Annotated in this window: 17 protein-coding genes; 12 read left to right on the top strand and 5 right to left on the bottom strand. The window is 62.0% G+C overall.

Annotated elements, in window-relative coordinates; genetic code table 11:
• Positions 1 to 128: 128 nt before the first annotated feature.
• Both NKJ21_RS27115 and NKJ21_RS27110 read right to left on the bottom strand, forming a co-directional pair.
• Positions 129 to 848, bottom strand: coding sequence for a phosphodiester glycosidase family protein (locus NKJ21_RS27115; RefSeq protein WP_032732660.1), 720 nt, complete (start codon positions 846 to 848; stop codon positions 129 to 131).
• A gap of 47 nt (positions 849 to 895) precedes the next feature.
• A complete protein-coding gene (locus NKJ21_RS27110; protein WP_008805544.1) occupies positions 896 to 2011 on the bottom strand; it encodes a YbdK family carboxylate-amine ligase in 1116 nt (371 codons plus the stop codon).
• A gap of 323 nt (positions 2012 to 2334) precedes the next feature.
• Here NKJ21_RS27110 and NKJ21_RS27105 point away from each other — a divergent pair, with 323 nt between their 5' ends.
• From NKJ21_RS27105 to NKJ21_RS27080, 6 genes are all read left to right on the top strand, one after another.
• A complete protein-coding gene (locus tag NKJ21_RS27105) occupies positions 2335 to 4002 on the top strand; it encodes an ABC transporter substrate-binding protein (protein ID WP_023297185.1) in 1668 nt (555 codons plus the stop codon).
• Between the two features lie 18 nt (positions 4003 to 4020).
• Positions 4021 to 4974, top strand: a complete 954-nt coding sequence (locus NKJ21_RS27100; protein WP_012968749.1) for an ABC transporter permease — start codon at positions 4021 to 4023, stop codon at positions 4972 to 4974.
• Between the two features lie 2 nt (positions 4975 to 4976).
• Complete coding sequence (locus NKJ21_RS27095) at positions 4977 to 5870, top strand: ABC transporter permease (RefSeq protein ID WP_008805546.1); 894 nt, start codon at positions 4977 to 4979, stop codon at positions 5868 to 5870.
• A 3-nt stretch (positions 5871 to 5873) separates the two neighbouring features.
• Positions 5874 to 6911, top strand: a complete 1038-nt coding sequence (locus NKJ21_RS27090) for an ABC transporter ATP-binding protein (RefSeq protein ID WP_012968748.1) — start codon at positions 5874 to 5876, stop codon at positions 6909 to 6911.
• Positions 6901 to 7911 carry an ABC transporter ATP-binding protein gene (locus NKJ21_RS27085; protein WP_088717793.1) on the top strand — a complete coding sequence of 337 codons (1011 nt, stop codon included), beginning with the start codon at positions 6901 to 6903 and terminating at the stop codon, positions 7909 to 7911. Before NKJ21_RS27090 ends, NKJ21_RS27085 begins: the two co-directional genes overlap by 11 nt.
• 97 nt (positions 7912 to 8008) lie before the next feature.
• The gene (locus NKJ21_RS27080; RefSeq protein ID WP_012542516.1) at positions 8009 to 9277 is read left to right on the top strand and encodes a Zn-dependent hydrolase; all 1269 of its coding nucleotides are present in this window, start codon (positions 8009 to 8011) and stop codon (positions 9275 to 9277) included.
• Between the two features lie 103 nt (positions 9278 to 9380).
• Here NKJ21_RS27080 and NKJ21_RS27075 read toward each other — a convergent pair whose 3' ends face one another.
• Complete coding sequence (locus NKJ21_RS27075) at positions 9381 to 10289, bottom strand: DMT family transporter (protein ID WP_032691344.1); 909 nt, start codon at positions 10287 to 10289, stop codon at positions 9381 to 9383.
• A 123-nt stretch (positions 10290 to 10412) separates the two neighbouring features.
• On the opposite strand from NKJ21_RS27075, the gene NKJ21_RS27070 reads away from it, so the two are divergent.
• Positions 10413 to 11747: a PLP-dependent aminotransferase family protein gene (locus NKJ21_RS27070; RefSeq protein WP_060876207.1), complete on the top strand. Its 1335-nt coding sequence runs from the start codon at positions 10413 to 10415 to the stop codon at positions 11745 to 11747.
• On the opposite strand, the gene NKJ21_RS27065 is transcribed toward NKJ21_RS27070, so the two are convergent.
• Positions 11744 to 13207, bottom strand: coding sequence for a PLP-dependent aminotransferase family protein (locus tag NKJ21_RS27065; protein WP_004176948.1), 1464 nt, complete (start codon positions 13205 to 13207; stop codon positions 11744 to 11746). The two genes, NKJ21_RS27070 and NKJ21_RS27065, sit on opposite strands and share 4 nt — an antisense overlap.
• 241 nt (positions 13208 to 13448) lie before the next feature.
• On the opposite strand from NKJ21_RS27065, the gene NKJ21_RS27060 reads away from it, so the two are divergent.
• The 4 genes from NKJ21_RS27060 to NKJ21_RS27045 are packed head-to-tail and all read left to right on the top strand — an operon-like array spanning position 13449 to position 16423.
• Positions 13449 to 14300: a transporter substrate-binding domain-containing protein gene (locus NKJ21_RS27060; protein WP_002893184.1), complete on the top strand. Its 852-nt coding sequence runs from the start codon at positions 13449 to 13451 to the stop codon at positions 14298 to 14300.
• A gap of 47 nt (positions 14301 to 14347) precedes the next feature.
• Positions 14348 to 14989, top strand: coding sequence for an amino acid ABC transporter permease (locus NKJ21_RS27055; RefSeq protein WP_004142522.1), 642 nt, complete (start codon positions 14348 to 14350; stop codon positions 14987 to 14989).
• Between the two features lie 14 nt (positions 14990 to 15003).
• On the top strand, positions 15004 to 15669 hold the full coding sequence (locus NKJ21_RS27050) for an amino acid ABC transporter permease (protein WP_040973808.1): 666 nt from the start codon (positions 15004 to 15006) through the stop codon (positions 15667 to 15669).
• The gene (locus NKJ21_RS27045) at positions 15662 to 16423 is read left to right on the top strand and encodes an amino acid ABC transporter ATP-binding protein (protein WP_008805553.1); all 762 of its coding nucleotides are present in this window, start codon (positions 15662 to 15664) and stop codon (positions 16421 to 16423) included. The genes NKJ21_RS27050 and NKJ21_RS27045 overlap by 8 nt, the downstream gene beginning before the upstream one ends.
• A 54-nt stretch (positions 16424 to 16477) precedes the next feature.
• Here the strand turns inward: NKJ21_RS27045 and NKJ21_RS27040 are convergent, their stop codons facing one another.
• On the bottom strand, positions 16478 to 17242 hold the full coding sequence (locus NKJ21_RS27040) for an SDR family NAD(P)-dependent oxidoreductase (RefSeq protein ID WP_008805554.1): 765 nt from the start codon (positions 17240 to 17242) through the stop codon (positions 16478 to 16480).
• A 180-nt stretch (positions 17243 to 17422) separates the two neighbouring features.
• On the opposite strand from NKJ21_RS27040, the gene NKJ21_RS27035 reads away from it, so the two are divergent.
• Positions 17423 to 18760: an aspartate aminotransferase family protein gene (locus NKJ21_RS27035; RefSeq protein ID WP_008805555.1), complete on the top strand. Its 1338-nt coding sequence runs from the start codon at positions 17423 to 17425 to the stop codon at positions 18758 to 18760.
• Positions 18761 to 18974: the final 214 nt, after the last annotated feature.

Below are 18974 nucleotides of genomic sequence, written 5' to 3'. Positions count from 1 at the left end.
CCCTGTGGGAGAGGGTTAGGGTGAGGGGGAATTTTCCGTTCACGTTGCGTTTGGCAGAAAAGGGTAGTCCTTCGCTGGTGAACGGGTAAGGACGGCGGGCACGGCGCCGCTTTTGTGCCGGGCGCCTGCTATTTCCTCTCCACCGTTATCATGGTCACGAACGGATGATACTGCCACGGCACGCTGCCGCCTTTGCGGTACATCTTCGACAGGGTGCCATCGAGATAGAGCATCTGCCGCACCCCAAGCTTTGACTGCGCATAGCAGGCAAAATCATAGAAGTTGGTCTCGCGATCGCTGAGCATAAACACCACCCGGCCCTGCTTATCGATACCCACCCCGTTACGCAGCTTGCGCGAACTGGCTGAGGGCTTCAGCCGCCAGTTGATGACGCCATTCTCAATCAGCATCGGGCCGGACTGCACCGCATAGCGGATGGCGGGAGAGGGTTTGTACGCCGGCAGCGGCACGATTTTCGCCCGGTCGTTCGCCACCAGGAACACGCCGCCGGGGCGGATAAAGAAGTTCCCGCCGCCGGCGGAACGGTTTACCGGCGTCAGCCGTTTACCGTCTTCGATATACAGCCCCAGCGGCGCGTAGGCTTTATCGTAAATGCCGCCGTTCATCGCCATCTGCACCCGGCCGTCGCCATCGATACCCGCCAGCAGCGAACGCAGGGAACCCCACGCTTTGCCGTGCCGATCCTGCCAGTACATCGCAATGCGCTCTTTCTGCGCATCCACCCGATAGCTCTGCAGGGTCAGCGTCGGGTCGGTGAGGGTACAGGCGGCGCTGGCGACGGCGGCCAGGGGCAGCAGCGCCAGGGGGAGCAGGCAACGTAATAACATGGGCAGTCCTTTCTATGGTCTGCGCCGAGTATACCCGCCTCGCTGCCTTATGCCGCCCAAATCTCACAGTGTTTTTGCACCAGGCCGGAAAGCGAACCGCCGTTGGCGATAAAGTCGCGCATCTGCTGCGCTTCGCTGTGCGGCGATTTCGCCTGGCGGACCACCGCTTCCAGCGCCGCCGTCGCCTTCAACTGATGGGCGAAGGGAGCCAGCCGGTCGGCGAGCTGCAGGATCTCCTGGCGGATGCTGCGCTGCTCTCCGCTGCGCACGTCGGTGAGGGTCCCGTCCAGCCCATAGCGGCACGCCTGATAGCGGTTAAAGGGGTACAGCAGATAATCATCAGGCTGGTGCTTAAAAGGGCGCTCCGTCAACAGCCAGCAGGCCAGGGTCTGTATAAAGCCGGCGATATGGATCGCCTGGGCGAGGGTCAGGGGAGTGTCCATCACCCGCACCTCGACGGTCCCAAACTGCGGGCTGGGGCGAATATCCCAGTGCAGATCCTTCATGCTGTCGATCATGCTGGTGTAGCTCAGCTGGCGGAACAGGCGACGAAACCCCTGCCAGTCTGCCACCCACGGCATCGGACCGTTGTCGGGATAGGAGGAGAAGCGGTTCAGGCGTGAACAGGCGAAACGGCTGTCGGTACTGTCAAACCACGGCGAGGCGGCATTAAGGGCGATGAAGTGCGGTACAAAGCGCGACAGGCCGTGCAGCAGATAGAGGGCGTCGTCGCCGCTCTGGCAGCCGACGTGCACATGCTGGCCAAAGACCGTGGCCTGCTGCGCCAGATAGCCAAAATGCTCGACGGTTTTAACATAGCGCGGATTGTCGCTGATTTGCTGACGCTGCCAGGCATGAAAGGGGTGCGAACCGCCGCCGCAGATCTGCAGATGATGGCGCAGCGCCGCGCGCTGAACCGCCTGCTGGATGGCGCTGAGCTGGGTTTGGGCATGGCTGATGTCGCGGCACACCCCGGTGGCGATCTCCAGCATGCTCTCGGTGATGTCATGTTTGGCTTCTCCCACGGTCAACTGATGCTGGACGTCGGCAATCAGCGTCGAGGCATCCTGGCTGAGGTCGTAACCCGGCGGGTTCACCACCTGCAGCTCCAGTTCGATACCGAGGGTAAAAGGATCGGAGCGGTGAAAATCGGCTAAAGGCATAGTCTCTCCCGGTCGATGTGTTCCCTGAAGTATAGAAGGGATTGATCCCGACGGAGAATACGCGGCGGCGGACGGGGGATGAATAAAAAGTGACGCAGAGTGATTATTTGAAATTTGCTATATAGCGGCTGGTGCAATTCTGCAACATATTTCCCGCTGGCGGTGCGGCGGAATAAGGCGCAATTATTTTCCCATAATTATCATGGAGATAATATAAGCCCTTCTTATTTTACCGGTCGGTTTTGGCCTATTATCGTCCGCGTAAGAGCTGGTACGCATTTTGCCTGTTAATTCGTGACACTTTATTTAACAGGGATCATGTGATGCACAAAAAGACGTTATTTTCGCGTGCCGGTCGTCTCGCCGTGGCGGTGAGCGGCGCACTGGCCCTGGCGGGCGCCGCCTTACCTGCCAACGCCTCCACGCTGCGGATCGCCATGACCGCCGCGGATATTCCGTTAACCCTTGGCCAGCCGGATCAAGGCTATGAGGGCAACCGCTTTACCGGCATCCCGCTGTACGACGCGCTGGTGGAGTGGGATCTGTCGCAAGGTGAAAAGCCCAGCGGTCTGGTGCCGGGGCTGGCGACCGAGTGGCACATCGATCCGCAGAACACCAGCCGCTGGATTTTCACCTTGCGTCCGGGCGTCAGGTTCCATGACGGGACGGAGGTGAACGCCGACGCCATCGTCTGGAACGTGGATAAGGTGCTGAATAAAGCAGCGCCGCAGTACGCCCCGGGGCAGATCGGCAACACCCTGTCGCGCATGCCGACCCTCACCGGCGCAGAGAAAATTGACGACCACACTGTGGCGCTGACCACCTCGGAACCGGATGCGCTGCTGCCGTACAACATCACCAACCTGTTTATCGTCTCGCCGACGGCGTGGCAGAAACAGTATGACGCGGTGCCGGCCAGCGCGGGAGATAGCGCCGCGCGCAGCAAACAGGCGTGGACCGCCTTCGCCGCCCACGCGGTGGGCAGCGGCCCGTTCAAACTGGAGAAGCTGGTGCCGCGTCAGCAGCTGATCCTCGATAAAAACCCCGACTACTGGAACAAAGATCGCATTCCCCGGGTGGATAAAGTGGTGCTGATCCCCTTGCCGGAGGCCAACGCCCGTACCGCGGCGCTGCTGTCGAAGCAGGTGGACTGGATTGAAGCCCCGGCGCCGGACGCCATCGATCAGATCAAGTCTCAGGGTTTTCACCTCTACGCCAATACCCAGCCGCACCTGTGGCCCTGGCAGTTCTCCTTTGAAAAAGGATCGCCGTGGCAGGACATCCGCGTGCGCAAAGCGGCCAACTTGTGTCTGAACCGCGCCGAGCTGAAGAGCTACCTCGGCGGCTACATGACCGAGGCCACCGGGGTTTATGAGGCTGACAGCCCGTGGCATGGCAAACCCACCTTCCAGATCAAATATGACCCGGATACCGCCCGCCAGCTAATGACCGAGGCCGGATACAGCGCCAGCAAACCGCTGCACGTCACGGTGGCCACCTCGGCCTCCGGCTCCGGGCAGATGCAGCCCTTGCCGATGAACGAGTATATCCAGCAGAGCCTGAAGAGCTGCTTCTTCAATGTGGATATCAAAGTGGTGGAATGGAACACCCTGTTTACCAACTGGCGCCTGGGTGCCCGGGACCCCTCGGCGAAAGGGATCGATGCGATCAACGTCAGCGCCGCGGTTAACGATCCGTACTTTGGCCTGATCCGCTTCTCGACCGCCAAAGCGTTTCCGCCGGTGGCGACCAACTGGGGTTACTTCTCCACTCCGGAGACGGAGAAGCTGGCCGCCGCCGTCAAGCACGCCTTTACCCCGGCGGAGATGAACCAAGCGGCCGGTGAGCTGCACGCCGCGCTGGTGGATCAGGTGCCATTCCTGTTTGTCGCCCACGACGTCGGGCCGCGTGCGATTTCCCCTGCGGTGACCGGGGTGGTGCAACCGCAGAGCTGGTTTATCGACCTCAGCCTGGTGAGCAAAAAAGAGTAATCGCGAAAGGGGCGACCGATGATCAATACGCTGCTATACCGCATTCTGCTGGCTATCCCCACCATGCTTGGGGTGGCGGTGATCTGTTTCATGCTGGTGCAGATCGCCCCGGGCGACCCGCTGGTGTCGGTGATGCCGCCGGACGCCTCGGAGGCGCTGCGTCAGACGTTAATGCAGGCTTACGGCTTTGATAAGCCGCTGCCCATGCAGTTTATCCACTGGCTGTGGCGGGCGCTGCACGGCGACCTTGGTATGTCGGTCGCCACCGGCCGCCCGGTGATAGACGAAGTGATGACCGCGGTGGCGTACTCCCTGCGCCTGGCGCTGCTGGCGACGGCGATCGGCTTCGTCCTCGGCAGCCTGTTCGGCTTTGTCGCCGGCTATTTTCGCAACAGCGTCATTGACCGTCTGGCCTCGGTGTTGTCGGTATTTGGCGTTAGCGTGCCGCACTACTGGCTGGGGATGCTGCTGGTGATCCTCTGCAGCGTTAAGTTCGCGCTGCTGCCGGCCACCGGCGGCGGGCCGATAGGCGAGGTGGGCTGGCAATGGGACTGGGCGCACCTGCAGTTCATGCTGCTGCCAGCCCTCACCTTGTCGGTGATCCCCACCGGGATTATCGCCCGCACCGTGCGCTCGCAGGTGGCCGATATCCTCAGCCAGGAGTTTATCGTTGGCCTGCGCGCTCGCGGGCTCAACGAGTCGCGCATCTTTGTCCACGTCATGAAAAATGCCGCGCCCACCGCGCTGGCGGTGATGGGGCTGCAGGTGGGCTATCTGATGGGCGGCTCGATCCTTGTGGAGACCGTTTTCTCCTGGCCGGGAACCGGATTGCTGCTCAATACCGCCATTTTTCAGCGCGACCTGCCCCTGCTGCAGGGCACCATCTGGGTGCTGGCGCTGTTTTTCGTGCTGCTCAACCTGCTGGTGGATATTCTGCAGACCACCCTCGACCCGCGTATTAAGAGGAGCTGACCATGGTGGATACGGCAACGACGAAAGCGGTTCCGGCCGCAGCGGCCCACGCTTCCCGGCAAGGTTACTGGCGCGGGGTATTGCGCCGCCTACTGCGCGACCCCGGCGGGGTGGTGGTGGGCGTGGTGATCCTCCTGCTGCTGGCCCTGGCGCTGTTCGGTCCGTGGCTTATCGTCAAAGATCCTTATCAAACGTCGATGTTCCTGCGCCTGAAACCCATCGGCAGCGACGGCTTCCCGCTGGGCTCGGATGAGCTGGGACGCGACATGCTGTCGCGGCTGATCCTTGGCACCCGACTTTCGCTGTTTATGGGAATTGTCCCGGTGGTGTTCGCCTTTTTTATCGGCGGGGCCATCGGGATTATCGCCGGCTATACGGGCGGCAAAACCAATACCGTGATTATGCGCACCGTGGATGTGTTCTATGCCTTTCCCTCCGTCCTGCTGGCGATTGCGCTGTCGGGAGCGCTGGGGGCGGGCATCGGCAATGCGCTGCTGTCGCTGACCCTCGTGTTTGTCCCGCAGGTGGCGCGGATTGCCGAGAGCGTGACCGCCCAGGTGCGACATATGGACTATATCGACGCCGCCCGGGCCACTGGCGCCAGCGCGTTGACCATTATCCGCGTCCAGGTGTTGGGCAACGTGCTCGGGCCGATCTTCGTCTTCTCCACCGGGCTGATTTCGGTGTGCATGATCCTCGCCTCCGGCCTGTCGTTTCTCGGCCTCGGCGTGCGGCCGCCGGAGCCCGAGTGGGGGCTGATGCTCAATACGCTGCGCACGGCAATCTATACCCAGCCGTGGGTGGCCGCCCTGCCGGGCCTGATGATTTTTATCACCTCCATTTCGTTCAATATCCTCGCGGACCGCCTGCGTGCGGCAATGGCGATTAAGGAGTAAGCGATGCAACCCTTTATCAATATCGACCTTGGCGGGCCGGCGCAGCCGCTGCTGAAGGTCAATCACCTGCTGAAGTACTTTCGCGGCGGCAAAGGCCGGGAGGTGGTGCAGGCGGTGGACGATATCAGCTTCACGGTGATGAAAGGCGAAACCCTGGGGGTGGTCGGCGAGTCGGGCTGCGGCAAATCGACCACTGCCCGGCTGCTGATGCAGTTGCTCACCCAGGACAGCGGCGAACTGATCTTCGACGGACAGGGGGTCGGCTCGTCGCGTCTGCCGCTGAAAGCCTACCGTCGCCAGGTGCAGATGGTCTTTCAGGATAGCTATGCTTCGCTCAATCCGCGCCTGACCATGGAGGAGAGCATCGCCTTCGGCCAGCGCGTCCATGGCGTCAGCGCCAGAGAGGCCAGCGAATATGCCCGCTATCTGCTGGCGCACGTTGGCCTTGAGCCGGCGCGCTTTGCCGACCGCTACCCGCATGCGCTCTCCGGCGGCCAGCGGCAGCGGGTGAATATCGCCCGCGCGCTGGCGATGAAGCCGCGGCTGGTGATCCTCGATGAGGCGGTGTCGGCGCTGGATAAATCGGTGGAAGCCCAGGTGCTGCAGCTGCTGCAGGAGCTGAAACGGACTCTCGAGCTGACCTACGTGTTCATCAGCCACGATCTGCACGTGGTACGCTGGCTGTCGGATCGGATCCTCGTCATGTACCTTGGCGAAGTGGTGGAGATTGGCCCGGCGGAGCAGCTGTTTACCGCCTCCGCCCACCCCTATACCCGGGCGCTGTTAAGCTCGATGCCCTCCATGGACCCGGAAAACCGCACCCTGACCTCGCCGCTGAGCGGCGATCCCCCCAGCCCCATCGCGCCGCCGAGCGGCTGCCGCTTTCACACCCGCTGCCCGCATGCGAAGGCGGTCTGCGCCGAGGTGAAACCGCGGCTGGAGGCGGTCGGGGAGGGGCACCAGAGCGCCTGCCTGATGGCGCAGCCGGCCTCGCCCTGGCATCAAAGCATCTCCCTTAAGGAGGTCAGCCATGTCGGATAACGCCTTTGTCCATGTGCGCGACCTGCGGGTCGTCTTTCGCCGCGACGGGCAGACCATCAACGCGGTCAACGGGGTCTCCTTTGAGGTACAAAAGGGGGAGGTGATGGCGCTGATTGGCGAGTCGGGTTCCGGCAAGAGCGTGACCCTGCGGGCGCTGATGCGCCTGCACCCGCCAGGGAGCAGTGAGCTCTCCGGCACCCTGCAGGTGGGGGACGACGAGGTGCTGACGATGAGCGCCAGCCAGCTGCGGCGTTACCGCGGCGGACGCTGCGCGATGATTTTTCAGGAGCCGCTGCTGGCCTTCGATCCGGTCTACACCGTCGGGCAGCAGATTATTGAAGGGCTGCGCCGCCACGAATGGCTGTCGCGCCAGGCGGCCCGGGACAGGGCGCTGGAGGCCCTGCGCCAGGTGCGTATTCCCAGCCCCGAGCGGCGACTGGATGCTTACCCGCACGAGATGTCCGGCGGGATGCGCCAGCGGGCGATGATCGCCCTTGCGCTCTCCTGTAACCCGCAGCTGCTGCTGGCGGATGAGCCGACCACCGCCCTCGACGCCACGGTGCAAATCCAGATCCTGATCCTGCTGCGTGAGCAGCAAAAGCAGCGCGGGCTGTCGATCGTGTTTGTGACCCACGATATCGGCGCCGCGGTGGAGATCGCCGACCGGGTGGCGGTGATGTACGCCGGGCGGATCGTCGAGGAAGCGTCGATGAGCGAGATCCTGCGCCACCCGCGCCATCCTTATACCCAGGTGCTGCTGGGCAGTCGGCCGAAAGAGGGGCTTAAGAAAGGTGATGCCCTGCACTGCATTCCCGGCGCGCCGCCGGATCTGGCGCGCTTGCCGCCCGGCTGCGCTTTTGCCGAGCGCTGCCCGCACCGTCGCCCGGTCTGTGAACAGAGTCTGCCGCCGACGGAATCCGTCGCGGAGCGCCACGCGGTGAGTTGCCACCGCTGGCGCGAGCTGGCGATTGACGCTAACGCCCAGGCCCTGGCCGTCTGATCGGCGGCAAAAAACCATACAGGATGAAGACCAGGCGTTGATAGCGCATTCCCACCGCCGGTTACGCTGGCGGCGACCTTGATGTCAGGAGACTACCATGAGCAGTGATGTACTTTTTACCCCCGCGACCGACACCACCGGCTGGCGCATCAATGGCGACCGCCTGTGGGCGTCGTTAATGGATCTCGCGCAGATCGGCGCCACGCCGAAGGGCGGCTGCCGCCGTCTGACCCTCACCGACCTCGACCGCCAGGGGCGGGACAAGGTAATAGGCTGGGCGCGGGAGGCCGGGATGAGCGTCACCATCGATAAAATCGGCAATGTGTTTATGCGCCGGGAAGGCCGCAACCCCGGCCTGCCGCCCATCGTCTCCGGCAGCCATATTGACACTCAGCCCACCGGCGGCAAATTTGATGGCAACTACGGCGTGCTGGCGGCGCTGGAGGTGGTGCGCACGCTCAACGATCTGCAGATTGACACCGACGCGCCGATTGAGGTGGTGTTCTGGACCAACGAAGAGGGGTCGCGCTTTGTGCCGGTGATGATGGGCTCCGGGGTCTTTGCCGGCGTCTTCCCGCTGGAAGAGACCTGGGCCGTCACGGATAAAGAGGGTGTCAGCGTCGGCGAGGCGCTGGCGCAGATCGGCTATATCGGCGAGCAGACCCCGGGGGAGCATCCCATCGGCGCCTATTTTGAGGCGCACATTGAGCAGGGGCCGATTCTCGAAGATGAAGCGAAAACCATCGGTATCGTGCAGGGCGTGCTGGGGATCCGCTGGTACGACTGCGTGGTCACCGGCCAGGCCTCGCACGCCGGACCCACGCCGATGCGCCTGCGTCAGGATGCCCTGCAGGTGGCGACCCGCATTATGCAGGAAGTGGTGGCCATTGCCGGGCGCAGCGAAGAGGGACGCGGCACCGTCGGCAGCGTGCAGGTGTGGCCCAACAGCCGCAACGTGGTGCCCGGGGAGGTCACCTTCTCCATTGATATGCGCAATCTCAGCGATGCGCTGGTGGACGAGATGGATCGCCAGCTGCGGGCGTTTATCGCGGAGGTTGAGCGGGAGAGCGGTCTGCAGGTGGCCCTGAAGCAGGTAAGCCACTATCCGGCGGCGCCGTTCGATGCTGAATGCCAGCAGGCCATTGCCGATGCCGCGCAGCGGCTGGGCTATCCGGCGCGGCCGATCGTCTCCGGCGCCGGGCATGACGCAGTGTATATGAGCTACCTGGCGCCCACCGGGATGATTTTTATCCCCTGCAAGGACGGGATCAGCCATAACGAAATTGAGTATGCCTCGCCGGAGCACGTCGCCGCCGGGGCCAACGTGCTGCTGCAGGTGATGCTTCAGTACGCGCGGCCGGTGTAGACGGTCGTCCTCCCCGGCGGCGCGTCCTCCAGCCGTTTATCATGCTGTCACCCGGGTAAGGCGGTTACACCGCCGCGACCCGGGACGGCGGATGACGGGGCGGTCAATCACGGCTCCCGCTCCCTGCGCTAACCCGCTGGCGGCCAAATTTGCGCGAGCCCACCACGCACAGCACCACGCCCAGCGTAACCGCCAGCATCAAGGGGCTGACGGTTTCGTGCAACAGCGCCGCCGACAGGCCAAGCCCGAAGAACGGCTGCAATAGCTGGAGCTGGCCGACGGCGGCGATCCCGCCCGCGGCCAGCCCTTTGTACCAGAAGATGAAACCGATCAGCATGCTGAAGAGCGACACATAGCCGAGCGCCGCCCAGGAGGAGGCCGAGATGGCATGCCAGGACGCGGGCTGAACCATCAGCGAGGCGGGGAGCATCAACGGCAGGGCTATCACCAGCGCCCAGCAGATCACCTGCCAGCCGCCGAGCTCCCGCGTCAGCTTTGCCCCTTCCGCATAGCCGAGGCCGCAGGCGATAACCGCCGCCAGCATCAGCAGATCGCCGCTGAGTGAGGCCGCCGCACTTTGCGTCAGGGCGAATCCCACCACCAGCAGGCTGCCCAGCAGCGAAAAGATCCAGAAAGCCCGCCGCGGGCGTTCGCCGCCGCGCAGTACGCCGAAGAGGGCGGTCATCAGCGGCAGCAGGCCAATAAACACAATCGAATGCGCCGAGGTGATGTGCTGCAGGGCCAGCGCCGTGAGCAGGGGAAAGCCGATCACCACCCCTGATGAGACGATGATCAAGGGCACAAGCTGCGCCAGGCGCGGGCGTTTCTGGCGAAAGCCGACCAGCAGCGCGACGGCAAGCAGCCCGGCGATGGAGGCGCGCAGAAAGGTCAATAAGAACGGATCCATATCCTGCACCGCCAGCCGCGTCGCGGGCAGCGACCCGCTAAAAATAATCACCCCCAGTAAACCATGAAGCCATCCGGACCAGGGACCGGGCACCGATTTATCCATTGTTGAATCTACCACGTTAACCTCGCGTTATCAGATGTGCTGTGCCCGCTTGAGCATCGTCTGTGGCGATGGTAATGTGCCCAATCTAATACAATCAAATTATTGTCATAGATACATTTCACGATGAAAGCCCGATATAAAGCCGTTGTCGACCGATATGCCCAGGCGATCCGCAGCGGGCAGCTGCCCGCAGGCAGCCGTCTGCCGACGCACCGTACCCTTGCCGCCGGGGAGCGCATCTCGCTGGCCACCGCCACGCGCATCTACCGTGAACTGGAAGAGATGGGGTTGGTCAGCGGCGAAACCGGCCGCGGCACCTTCGTGCGCGACCTCTCACTGCCGCCGGGGCATGGGGTCGATCAACAGGTGGTGGCCGCCGATGTCGTGGATCTCAATTTCAACTACCCTTCGCTGCCGGAGCAGGGCGATGCGCTGCGCGAGGCGCTCAGGCAGCTGGCGATGGCGGGCGATATTGACTCGCATCTGCGCTATCAGCCTCATGCCGGACGGCTCGCCGAGCGGGAAATTATCGCCCGCCATTTGACCTGCCAGCACTTTACGCCGGATGCGGAAAATGTCCTGATCGTCAACGGCGCACAGCACGGGCTGGCAGTGACCGTCATGGGGCTGTTACGTCCGGGGGATGTGGTGGCGGTGGATGCGCTGACCTATTCGGGCTTCAAGGTTCTGGCGGCGCTGTATCATCTGGAGCTGGCGGCGATCCCCTGTCGACCGGAGGGGCCGGACCTGCAGGCGCTTCATACGCTGTGCCAGCAGCGGCGGGTGCGGGCGGTGTATACCATGCCGACGCTGCACAATCCGCTGGGCTGGGTGCTCAACACCGGGCAGCGGCAGGCGCTGGCCGATCTTGCGCGCCAACACGATCTGCTGATTATTGAAGATGCCGCCTACGCCCGGCTGGTGAGCCGTCCGCCGCCGCCGGTGATCAGCTATGCGCCGGAAAGAACGGTGTATGTCACCGGTTTTTCAAAAAATATCGCCACCGGACTGCGCGTGGGGGTGGTGATCTCTCCGCCGCGCTATCGCCCGGAGATTGAGCGCGCCATCCGCGCCACGACGTGGAATACGCCGACGCTGATAAGTTCGCTGATCTGCGCCTGGATTGAAGATGGCACGGTGGCCCGCTTTGAAATGCAGAAACGACAGGATGCGCGACAGCGGCAGCAGGTGGCCCGCGAGGTGCTTTGTGGGCTTCCCGTCGTCAGTCATCCCGATTCGTACTTTGTCTGGCTGCCTCTGGGTGAAGAGAGCCGGGCCGATCGACTGGCGAATGCGCTGATGGAACGCCGTATTTCGGTGTCGACCGCCGAGCCGTTCTGCGTCTCCGCCACGATCCCGCAGGCGCTGCGCATTGCGCTCGGATCGGTGCCTTTCGACAGTCTGCGCCAGGCGCTGCTCAGCGTGCGCGACGCCGTTGAGTATGAACAATACCGCTAACCCATCTGCTCCAGCTGGCCGCGCAGGACCTCCACCCCCTGGGCGATGGCGTCAGGGTTAATGGCGTGGAATCCCATGCGAAAGTAGTTATCCGGCGGCGCGGCGCTGAGAAAATGGCGCGCCCCGGGCTCAATCAGCACGCCGGCGTGGGCGGCGCGCCAGGTGAGCTGCTGGGTGTTGATCTGCGCCGGGGTCTGCAGCCAGAAGGCGTTAGCATGTTCGCTCCCCGCCAGCGCGCGACACGACGGCAGATAGCGCTGCAGGGCGGCGTGCAGGCGCTCCCAGCGCTGGGCGGAGTCGTAGTGGTAGCGCCGCAGATGGGTTTCATAATGGCCCTGGGCAAGGAAGTGGGCCATCTGGTACTGAATGTTGGTCGGCGGATGGCGATAGACCAGCCGGCGCAGGGCGCGCGCCTCGTCGATCAGGTCCGGGTCGGCGACCATAAACCCCAACCGCAGCCCCGGTGACAGCGCTTTTGACAGGCTGCTGACATACACCACCCGGCCGCTGCGATCGCTGGCCTTCAGCGCCGGCAGCGGGTTGAGGGTAAAGTTACTCTCCGAGTCATAATCATCTTCAATAATGACCGCGTCATGGCGGGCGGCATGCTCCAGCAGCTGGCGACGCCGCGCACTGCTCATGGTCACCCCGGTGGGCACCTGATGGCCGGGGGTGACATAGTAGTAATCGCAGGGACGCTCATTAAGCACGATCCCCTCTTCATCCACCGGGTGCGGCACCACCTCGGCGTCGGCGAGCAGAAAGGTGTTGATGGCTTCGCGAAAGCAGGGGTTTTCGACGCCAATGCGGGTGGTGGAAGAGAGCAGCAGTCGGGTCAGCAGGTAGAGCGCATTTTGCGAGCCAAGGGTGATGAGAATTTCATCCGGCGCGGCGACAATGCCGCGCTTGGGCAGCACCCGGGTGCGGATCTGCTCGATCAGCATCGGCACATCCTGGTCAATATGGTCGATGACCCACGCCGGGTCGCGCACCCCGCCGTGCAGCCAGTTCGCCGCCGAGCGCCAGGTGGCCAGCGGGAACTGCCGGGTATCGGGCTGGCCGTAGATAAACGGGTAGCGGTAGTGCATCCAGCCCGCCGGTTTGAGGATCGACTCCTGCTGGCTGGGGGTCATCTGCAGCCGGTCGCCCCAGCGTGGTGCAGCGGCTTCGCGCTGCGGTGCACTCTCGACGGCGGCAGGCGAAGCTTCATGATAGTCGGGATGCAGGTAGTAACCGCTTCGTGGGCGGCTAATCAGGTAGCCCTCGTTGACCAGACTTTCAAACACCAGCGCGGTGGTGTTGCGCGAGACGCGAAGCTGGCTGGCCAGCTGGCGACAGGAGGGCAGCGGGGTGTCGGCGGCGAAGATCCCGCTGAGAATGGCATTCACCAGCGTCTCTCGCACCTGTTCCTGCAAACCGCGGCCAGGCTGAAAATCAACGTGTAACAGGTGACGGATCATACGGGGCTCCTCTGGCAATAACGCATTGCGACCACCCGTTACACTCAGCAAATTCCATACCACCCTGCCGCCATCTGACACAGCGATGCGGCCCATCTGGCTCTATACGGAATTGAAAAACGCTCCCACATTAAAAACGTATTCAGCCGCCGTGGACCGGAACGTCCCCGGCCACTATTTTGCAGAAACCTTTTCGCGTTCTGGAATGAACCCGTCTGGCCAATCCATCAGGGGTGAAATAATGAAAAAATCATTGGCATCAATGTGTCTGAGCGCTGTATTAACGGTCGCTTTTTCTTATCACGCCGTCGCGGCCGATCTTCCGGAAATAGAAAAATCCGGCACCTTGAAAGTGGCGACGGAAGATGATTATGCGCCGTTTAACTTTATGAATAATGGCCAGGCCGATGGCTTTAACAAAGATATGCTTGAGGAATTACGTAAATATGCCAAATTCCATGTCGACCAGAGCATATTACCGTGGACCGGATTATTAGCGGCCGTCTCCACCGGGCAATACGATATGGCCTTAACCGGGGCGGTTATTACCGATGAGCGGCTGAAGGTTTTTGATTTCACCCCACCGTGGGCCTCCGCGCAGCACTATTTCGTCAAACGCGCTGGTGATACTTCGTTAAATACGATTGCCGATCTCAGCGGCAAAAAAGTGGGGTTACAGGCCGGGAGCGCGCTGCTGGCGCGTTTGCCGGAGCTGAAGGCGATGCTGGAGAAGACCGGCGGCAAGCTGGGACCGGTGGTGGAGTATCCCTCCTATCCGGAAGCTTACGCCGACCTGGCGAATAAGCGACTGGATTACGTGATTAACGTGGTGATCTCGGTAAACGACCTGGCGAAAGCCAAACCGAAGGTCTTCGCCAAAGGGCTGGCTGTCTCCGGACCGGGGTATATGGCGTGGCCGATCCCGAAAAACTCGCCGCAGCTGCTGGCCTATATGACCAAGTTTATGAACCACATGAAGGAGACCGGCAAGCTCGCCGAGCTGCAGAAAAAATGGTTTGGCGAAACCTATGACAACCTGCCGACCGAGGCGATCACCAGCCCGGAACAGTTTCACAAACTCGCCGGACTGTAATATTCCGCGGCGGGCGACCGCCGCCTGTTGCTGAGAAGGAGGGCCTCATGGATGCAATTTCCTGGCAGTTATTAATCGAAGGCGCATGGACGACCCTCTGGATTTCGGCCATCGCTATCGCCTTCGGGGTGGTGGCGGGCCTGCTGATCGCCCTGGTGCGGATGCTGCGCCTGCCGGTGATCGACCAGCTGCTGGTGGTCTATATCAGTCTGGCCCGCGCAACGCCGCTGGTGACGCTGGTGCTGTTTCTGTTCCTTTCCCTGCCGACGATGGGCATTAACCTCGACAAGAACGTGGCCGCCATCGTGGCGCTGACGCTTAACACGTCGGCGTTTAACGCTGAGATCTGGCGCAACGCCTTCCGCACCTTTCCGCGCGAACAGCGGGAGGCGGCGGAGTCGGTGGGAATGCGCCGCTGGACCTACTTCCGCTACATCATGCTGCCGCAGATGTGGATCGAGAGCCTGCCGGCGCTGGTCAATGAGATGTCCTTTTTGATCAAAGGTAGCCCGGCCATCGCCGTGATTGGCGTGGTGGATCTCACCCGGGTCACCAACCGTATCTCCTCGGTCACCTACGAGCCGCTGTCGCCGATCCTCGCCGCCGGCCTGCTGTATGTGGTGATCATCGGCTGTTTGTTGAAGCTGCAGGGTATCGCGGAACGTAAAGCCAGGCGTCTGGCGCGCTAGGAACGGGAGGCATTATGAATCAGTGGGGCGTTATCTGGTCGGTTCGCGATAGCTTTATTGCCGGGTTATTCGCGACCCTCGAACTGTTTATTACCGCCGCCCTGGCGGCGCTGATTATCGGTATTACGCTGTGTTATTTTAGCGAATATCAAAAGAAAGTGATTAACCGGATTATTATTGGTTTCGTCAGCCTGATGCGTGCAATCCCTTTTTTGATCCTCGCTTATCTTCTGTATTACGGGCTGCCGCAGCTCGGTATTAGCATGGAGCCGTGGACCGCCGGTTTACTGGCCCTGATTATTTATCATGGCGCCTATTTCTTTGAAATATTGCGCAGCCAGCGGCGGGTATTTTCCGGCGGATATATTGAAGCGGCGATTGCTCAGGGCTTTTCGCGCTATGCCATTTTCCGGCGGATTATTTTACCCAATATCGTCTCTTCCGCCTTACCGCTGATCGGCAATCAGCTGATTATTTGCCTGAAGGACACCGCTTTCCTGAGCATTATTACCGTTCAGGAGATCACCGCCGCCGCCAACAGCGTCCAGGCTACCTATTTTATTCCGTTTAACGCCTTTATCGTCGCCATTGGGCTTTACTGGGCGATCAGCATTCTGCTGGAGCTGCTGATTAAGCGCCTGACCGCCTGGGGAGCCAAAAGAGGAATGAGCCATGCCTGAGTCTATTGCCGTAAGCGTCAAAAACGTCTCCAAACAGTTCGATAATGTGGAAGTCCTGCGGGATATTAACCTGACGGTGGAGAAGGGGACCGTGGTGAGTATTCTCGGCTCGTCCGGGTCGGGAAAATCCACACTGCTGCGCTGTATGAACTGGCTGGAACAGCCGGACCGCGGTGAAATTCATATCGGCGGTCAGCGACTGGGGATTGATGAACAGCGCGGCCGGGCGATGTCGCACCGCCAGCTGGCCAAAATTCGCGAGCGGGTGGGGATGGTCTTTCAGAGTTTTAACCTGTGGCCGCATCTGACCGTTCAGCAAAACGTCAGCGAGGCGCTGCTGCACGTTAAGGGCATGAAACGAGACGAGGCGAAGGCCATTGCCATGCAGCAGCTGGAGAAAGTGGGCATGGCGCACAAAGCCGATGTTTACCCGATCACTCTCTCCGGCGGGCAGAAGCAGCGGGTGGCGATCGCCCGTTCGCTGGCGATGTCGCCCGAAGTTATTCTCTTCGATGAACCGACGTCGGCGCTGGATCCGGAGCTGGTTAATGAGGTGTTGGGGGTAATGAAAGCCCTCGCCGCCGAGGGTTACACCATGGTAGTGGTGACGCACGAAATGGATTTTGCCCGCCAGGTATCCAACGAGGTGGTGTTTCTGGAGAAGGGGCTGCTGATTGAGAAGGCGCCGCCGGAGAAGTTCTTCACTCAGCCTGACTCTGAACGCGTCAGGCAGTTTCTGCAAAGCAGCCGTTAGTCCGGCTTGCATCCCTTGCCGGCAGCGCCGGCAAGGGAAAAACCACGCGCCTGCCTAGTCCCGGTCAATAGCGAACGGCTGCCACGCCTGACGGACCGGCATCACCTCCACCCGGTTAATGTTCATATGCGCCGGCAACGTGGCGATATAAAACATCTGCTCGGCGATATCGCGCGCGCTCAGTGGCGTGGTGCCGCGATAGAGCTTATCCGATGCCGCCTGGTCGCCTTTGGTACGCACCAGGGTAAATTCGGTCTCGGCAATCCCCGGCGCCAGATCGGTGACCCGCACGCCGGTGCCAAGCAGATCGCAGCGCAGGTTATAGCTGAACTGCTTCACAAACGCCTTGCTGGCGCCATACACATGGCTGCCGGGATAGGGCCACTGCCCGGCGATCGAGCCGATATTGATAATACTCGCCCCGGCGCCATGGCGTATCAGCGTCGGCAGCAGGGCGTGGGTCATCGTCACCAGACCGGTGACGTTGGTGTCGATCATCGTTTTCCAGTCCTCCAGCGCCACCTCCTGCGCCGGCAGTGGCGACAGCGCCAGCCCGGCGTTGTTGATCAGGGTGGTGACATCGGCGAAGGGGGCGGGGAGCGACGCCACGGCGGCAGCCACCGCCTCGCTGTCACGAACGTCAAGCTCAATAATATGCACCGGCACCTGGGCGGCGAGTCTGTCCTGCAAGGCCTTCAGTCGCGGATAGCGGCGCCCGCTCAGCACCAGCGACCAGCCCGCGTCGGCAAACACCTGCGCTGCCGCTTCGCCAAAACCCGAGGTCGCCCCGGTGATAAACACTACGTTGCTCGTTGCCATGTCATTCTCCTGTGCGGTTGTCCCTCCACTATAAAAACGCCGGACGGCAAGGCACAGGGCCAGACGGCGGACGCGGATGTGACACCGTGTCACATCGTTTTTCGCGCACTGGCTCTATCCGTTTTGCGTTGCCGCGGCCAATGATGAAGCCAACCACAACGACATGAGAGAGGGCAGGGTATGAAGCTGGCACTACAGAACGAGGTCGCGGTAAGCAATGATGAAGTTCGGCAGCTGGATCGCGCTTATGTGTTTCATTCATGGTCGATGCAGGGCAATCTCCATCCGCTGGTGATTGCCGGGGCGCAAGGCTGCGAGCTATGGGATTACGAGGGGAATACCTGGCTCGATTTCAGCAGCCAGCTGGTGAACGTCAACATTGGCTATCAGCACCCCCGGGTACTGGCGGCCATGAAGGCGCAGCTGGAGACCCTGGTCACCATCGCGCCCGCCACCGCCAACCTTGCCCGCGGCGAAGCGGCGAAGCGCATCGTCGACCTGGCGCCGGCGGGCTTCAGCAAGGTGTTCTTCACCAACGCTGGGGCAGATGCCAATGAGAACGCGATTCGCATGGCGCGGCTCTATACCGGGCGCGACAAGGTGCTGTCGGCCTATCGTTCCTATCATGGCAACACCGGCAGCGCGATTGCCGCCACCGGCGACTGGCGCCGGGTGCCGAATGAGTTCTCCCGCGGCCATGTGCACTTCTTCAACCCCTACCTTTACCGCAGCGAGTTCAACGCCGCGACCGAGGAAGAGGAGTGCCAGCGCGCGCTGGCGCATCTGCGGCGGATCATTGAATGCGAGGGGCCGACGGCCATCGCGGCGATCCTGCTGGAGTCCATCCCCGGCACCGCCGGGATCCTCGTGCCGCCGGCAGGCTATATGCAGGGTGTGCGCGCCCTGGCCGACGAGTTTGGCATCGTGCTGATCCTCGATGAGGTGATGGCCGGCTTTGGCCGTACCGGCAGCTGGTTCGCCTTCGAGCAGGATGGCGTGGTGCCGGATCTGGTGACCTTTGCCAAAGGGGTTAACGCGGGCTACGTGCCGGCGGGCGGGGTGCTGATTAGCGAGCCGATTGCCCGCTATTTTGACGACCACTTTTTTGCCGGCGGGCTGACCTACTCCGGCCATCCGCTGGCGATGGCGGCGATTGTCGCCACCATCGACGCGATGAAAGAGGAGAAGGTGGTTGAGAACGCGGCCTATATCGGCAACGAGGTGCTGCGCCCCGGTCTCGAGGCGCTGGCGGAGAAGCACGCCATTATCGGCGAGGTGCGTGGTCGCGGCCTGTTCCAGGCGCTGGAGCTGGTGAGCAGCCGTGAACAAAAAACGCCGCTGACTGCCGCCGACATGGCCGCGATCAAAGGGGCCTTAACCGAGGCCGGGCTGTTGGCCTTTGTGGTGGAGAACCGCATTCACGTGGTTCCGCCGTGCACCATTACTGCTGAGCAGGTGGCGCAAGGACTGGCGATTTTTGATGCGGTCTTTGCTCGCTTTGCCAGCCTGGCGAAGTAGGGGAGTGGCATCGGATAACGTTACCTGGCAGTACGCTTGCCGGGCCTAAACGCCAGCCGGACGGTGCCCTCTCCCTCCGGGCGAGGGCCAGGGTGAGGGGAAGCACTGCAGTGTGGTTGTTTATATTATCGGTGGCTTCAGCGCACATTGCGCTCCCGGTTAATCGTCTGCGTTATGTCACTCATGGCGCAGGGAGCGCACAGGGGGCGGCCAG

Origin of the sequence: Klebsiella sp. SWET4, assembly GCF_024296565.1 — a bacterium.
GTDB lineage: Bacteria > Pseudomonadota > Gammaproteobacteria > Enterobacterales > Enterobacteriaceae > Klebsiella > Klebsiella variicola.
The sequence above is the reverse complement of the archived record's forward strand: the minus strand, read 5'-3'. Positions and strand labels throughout refer to the sequence as shown.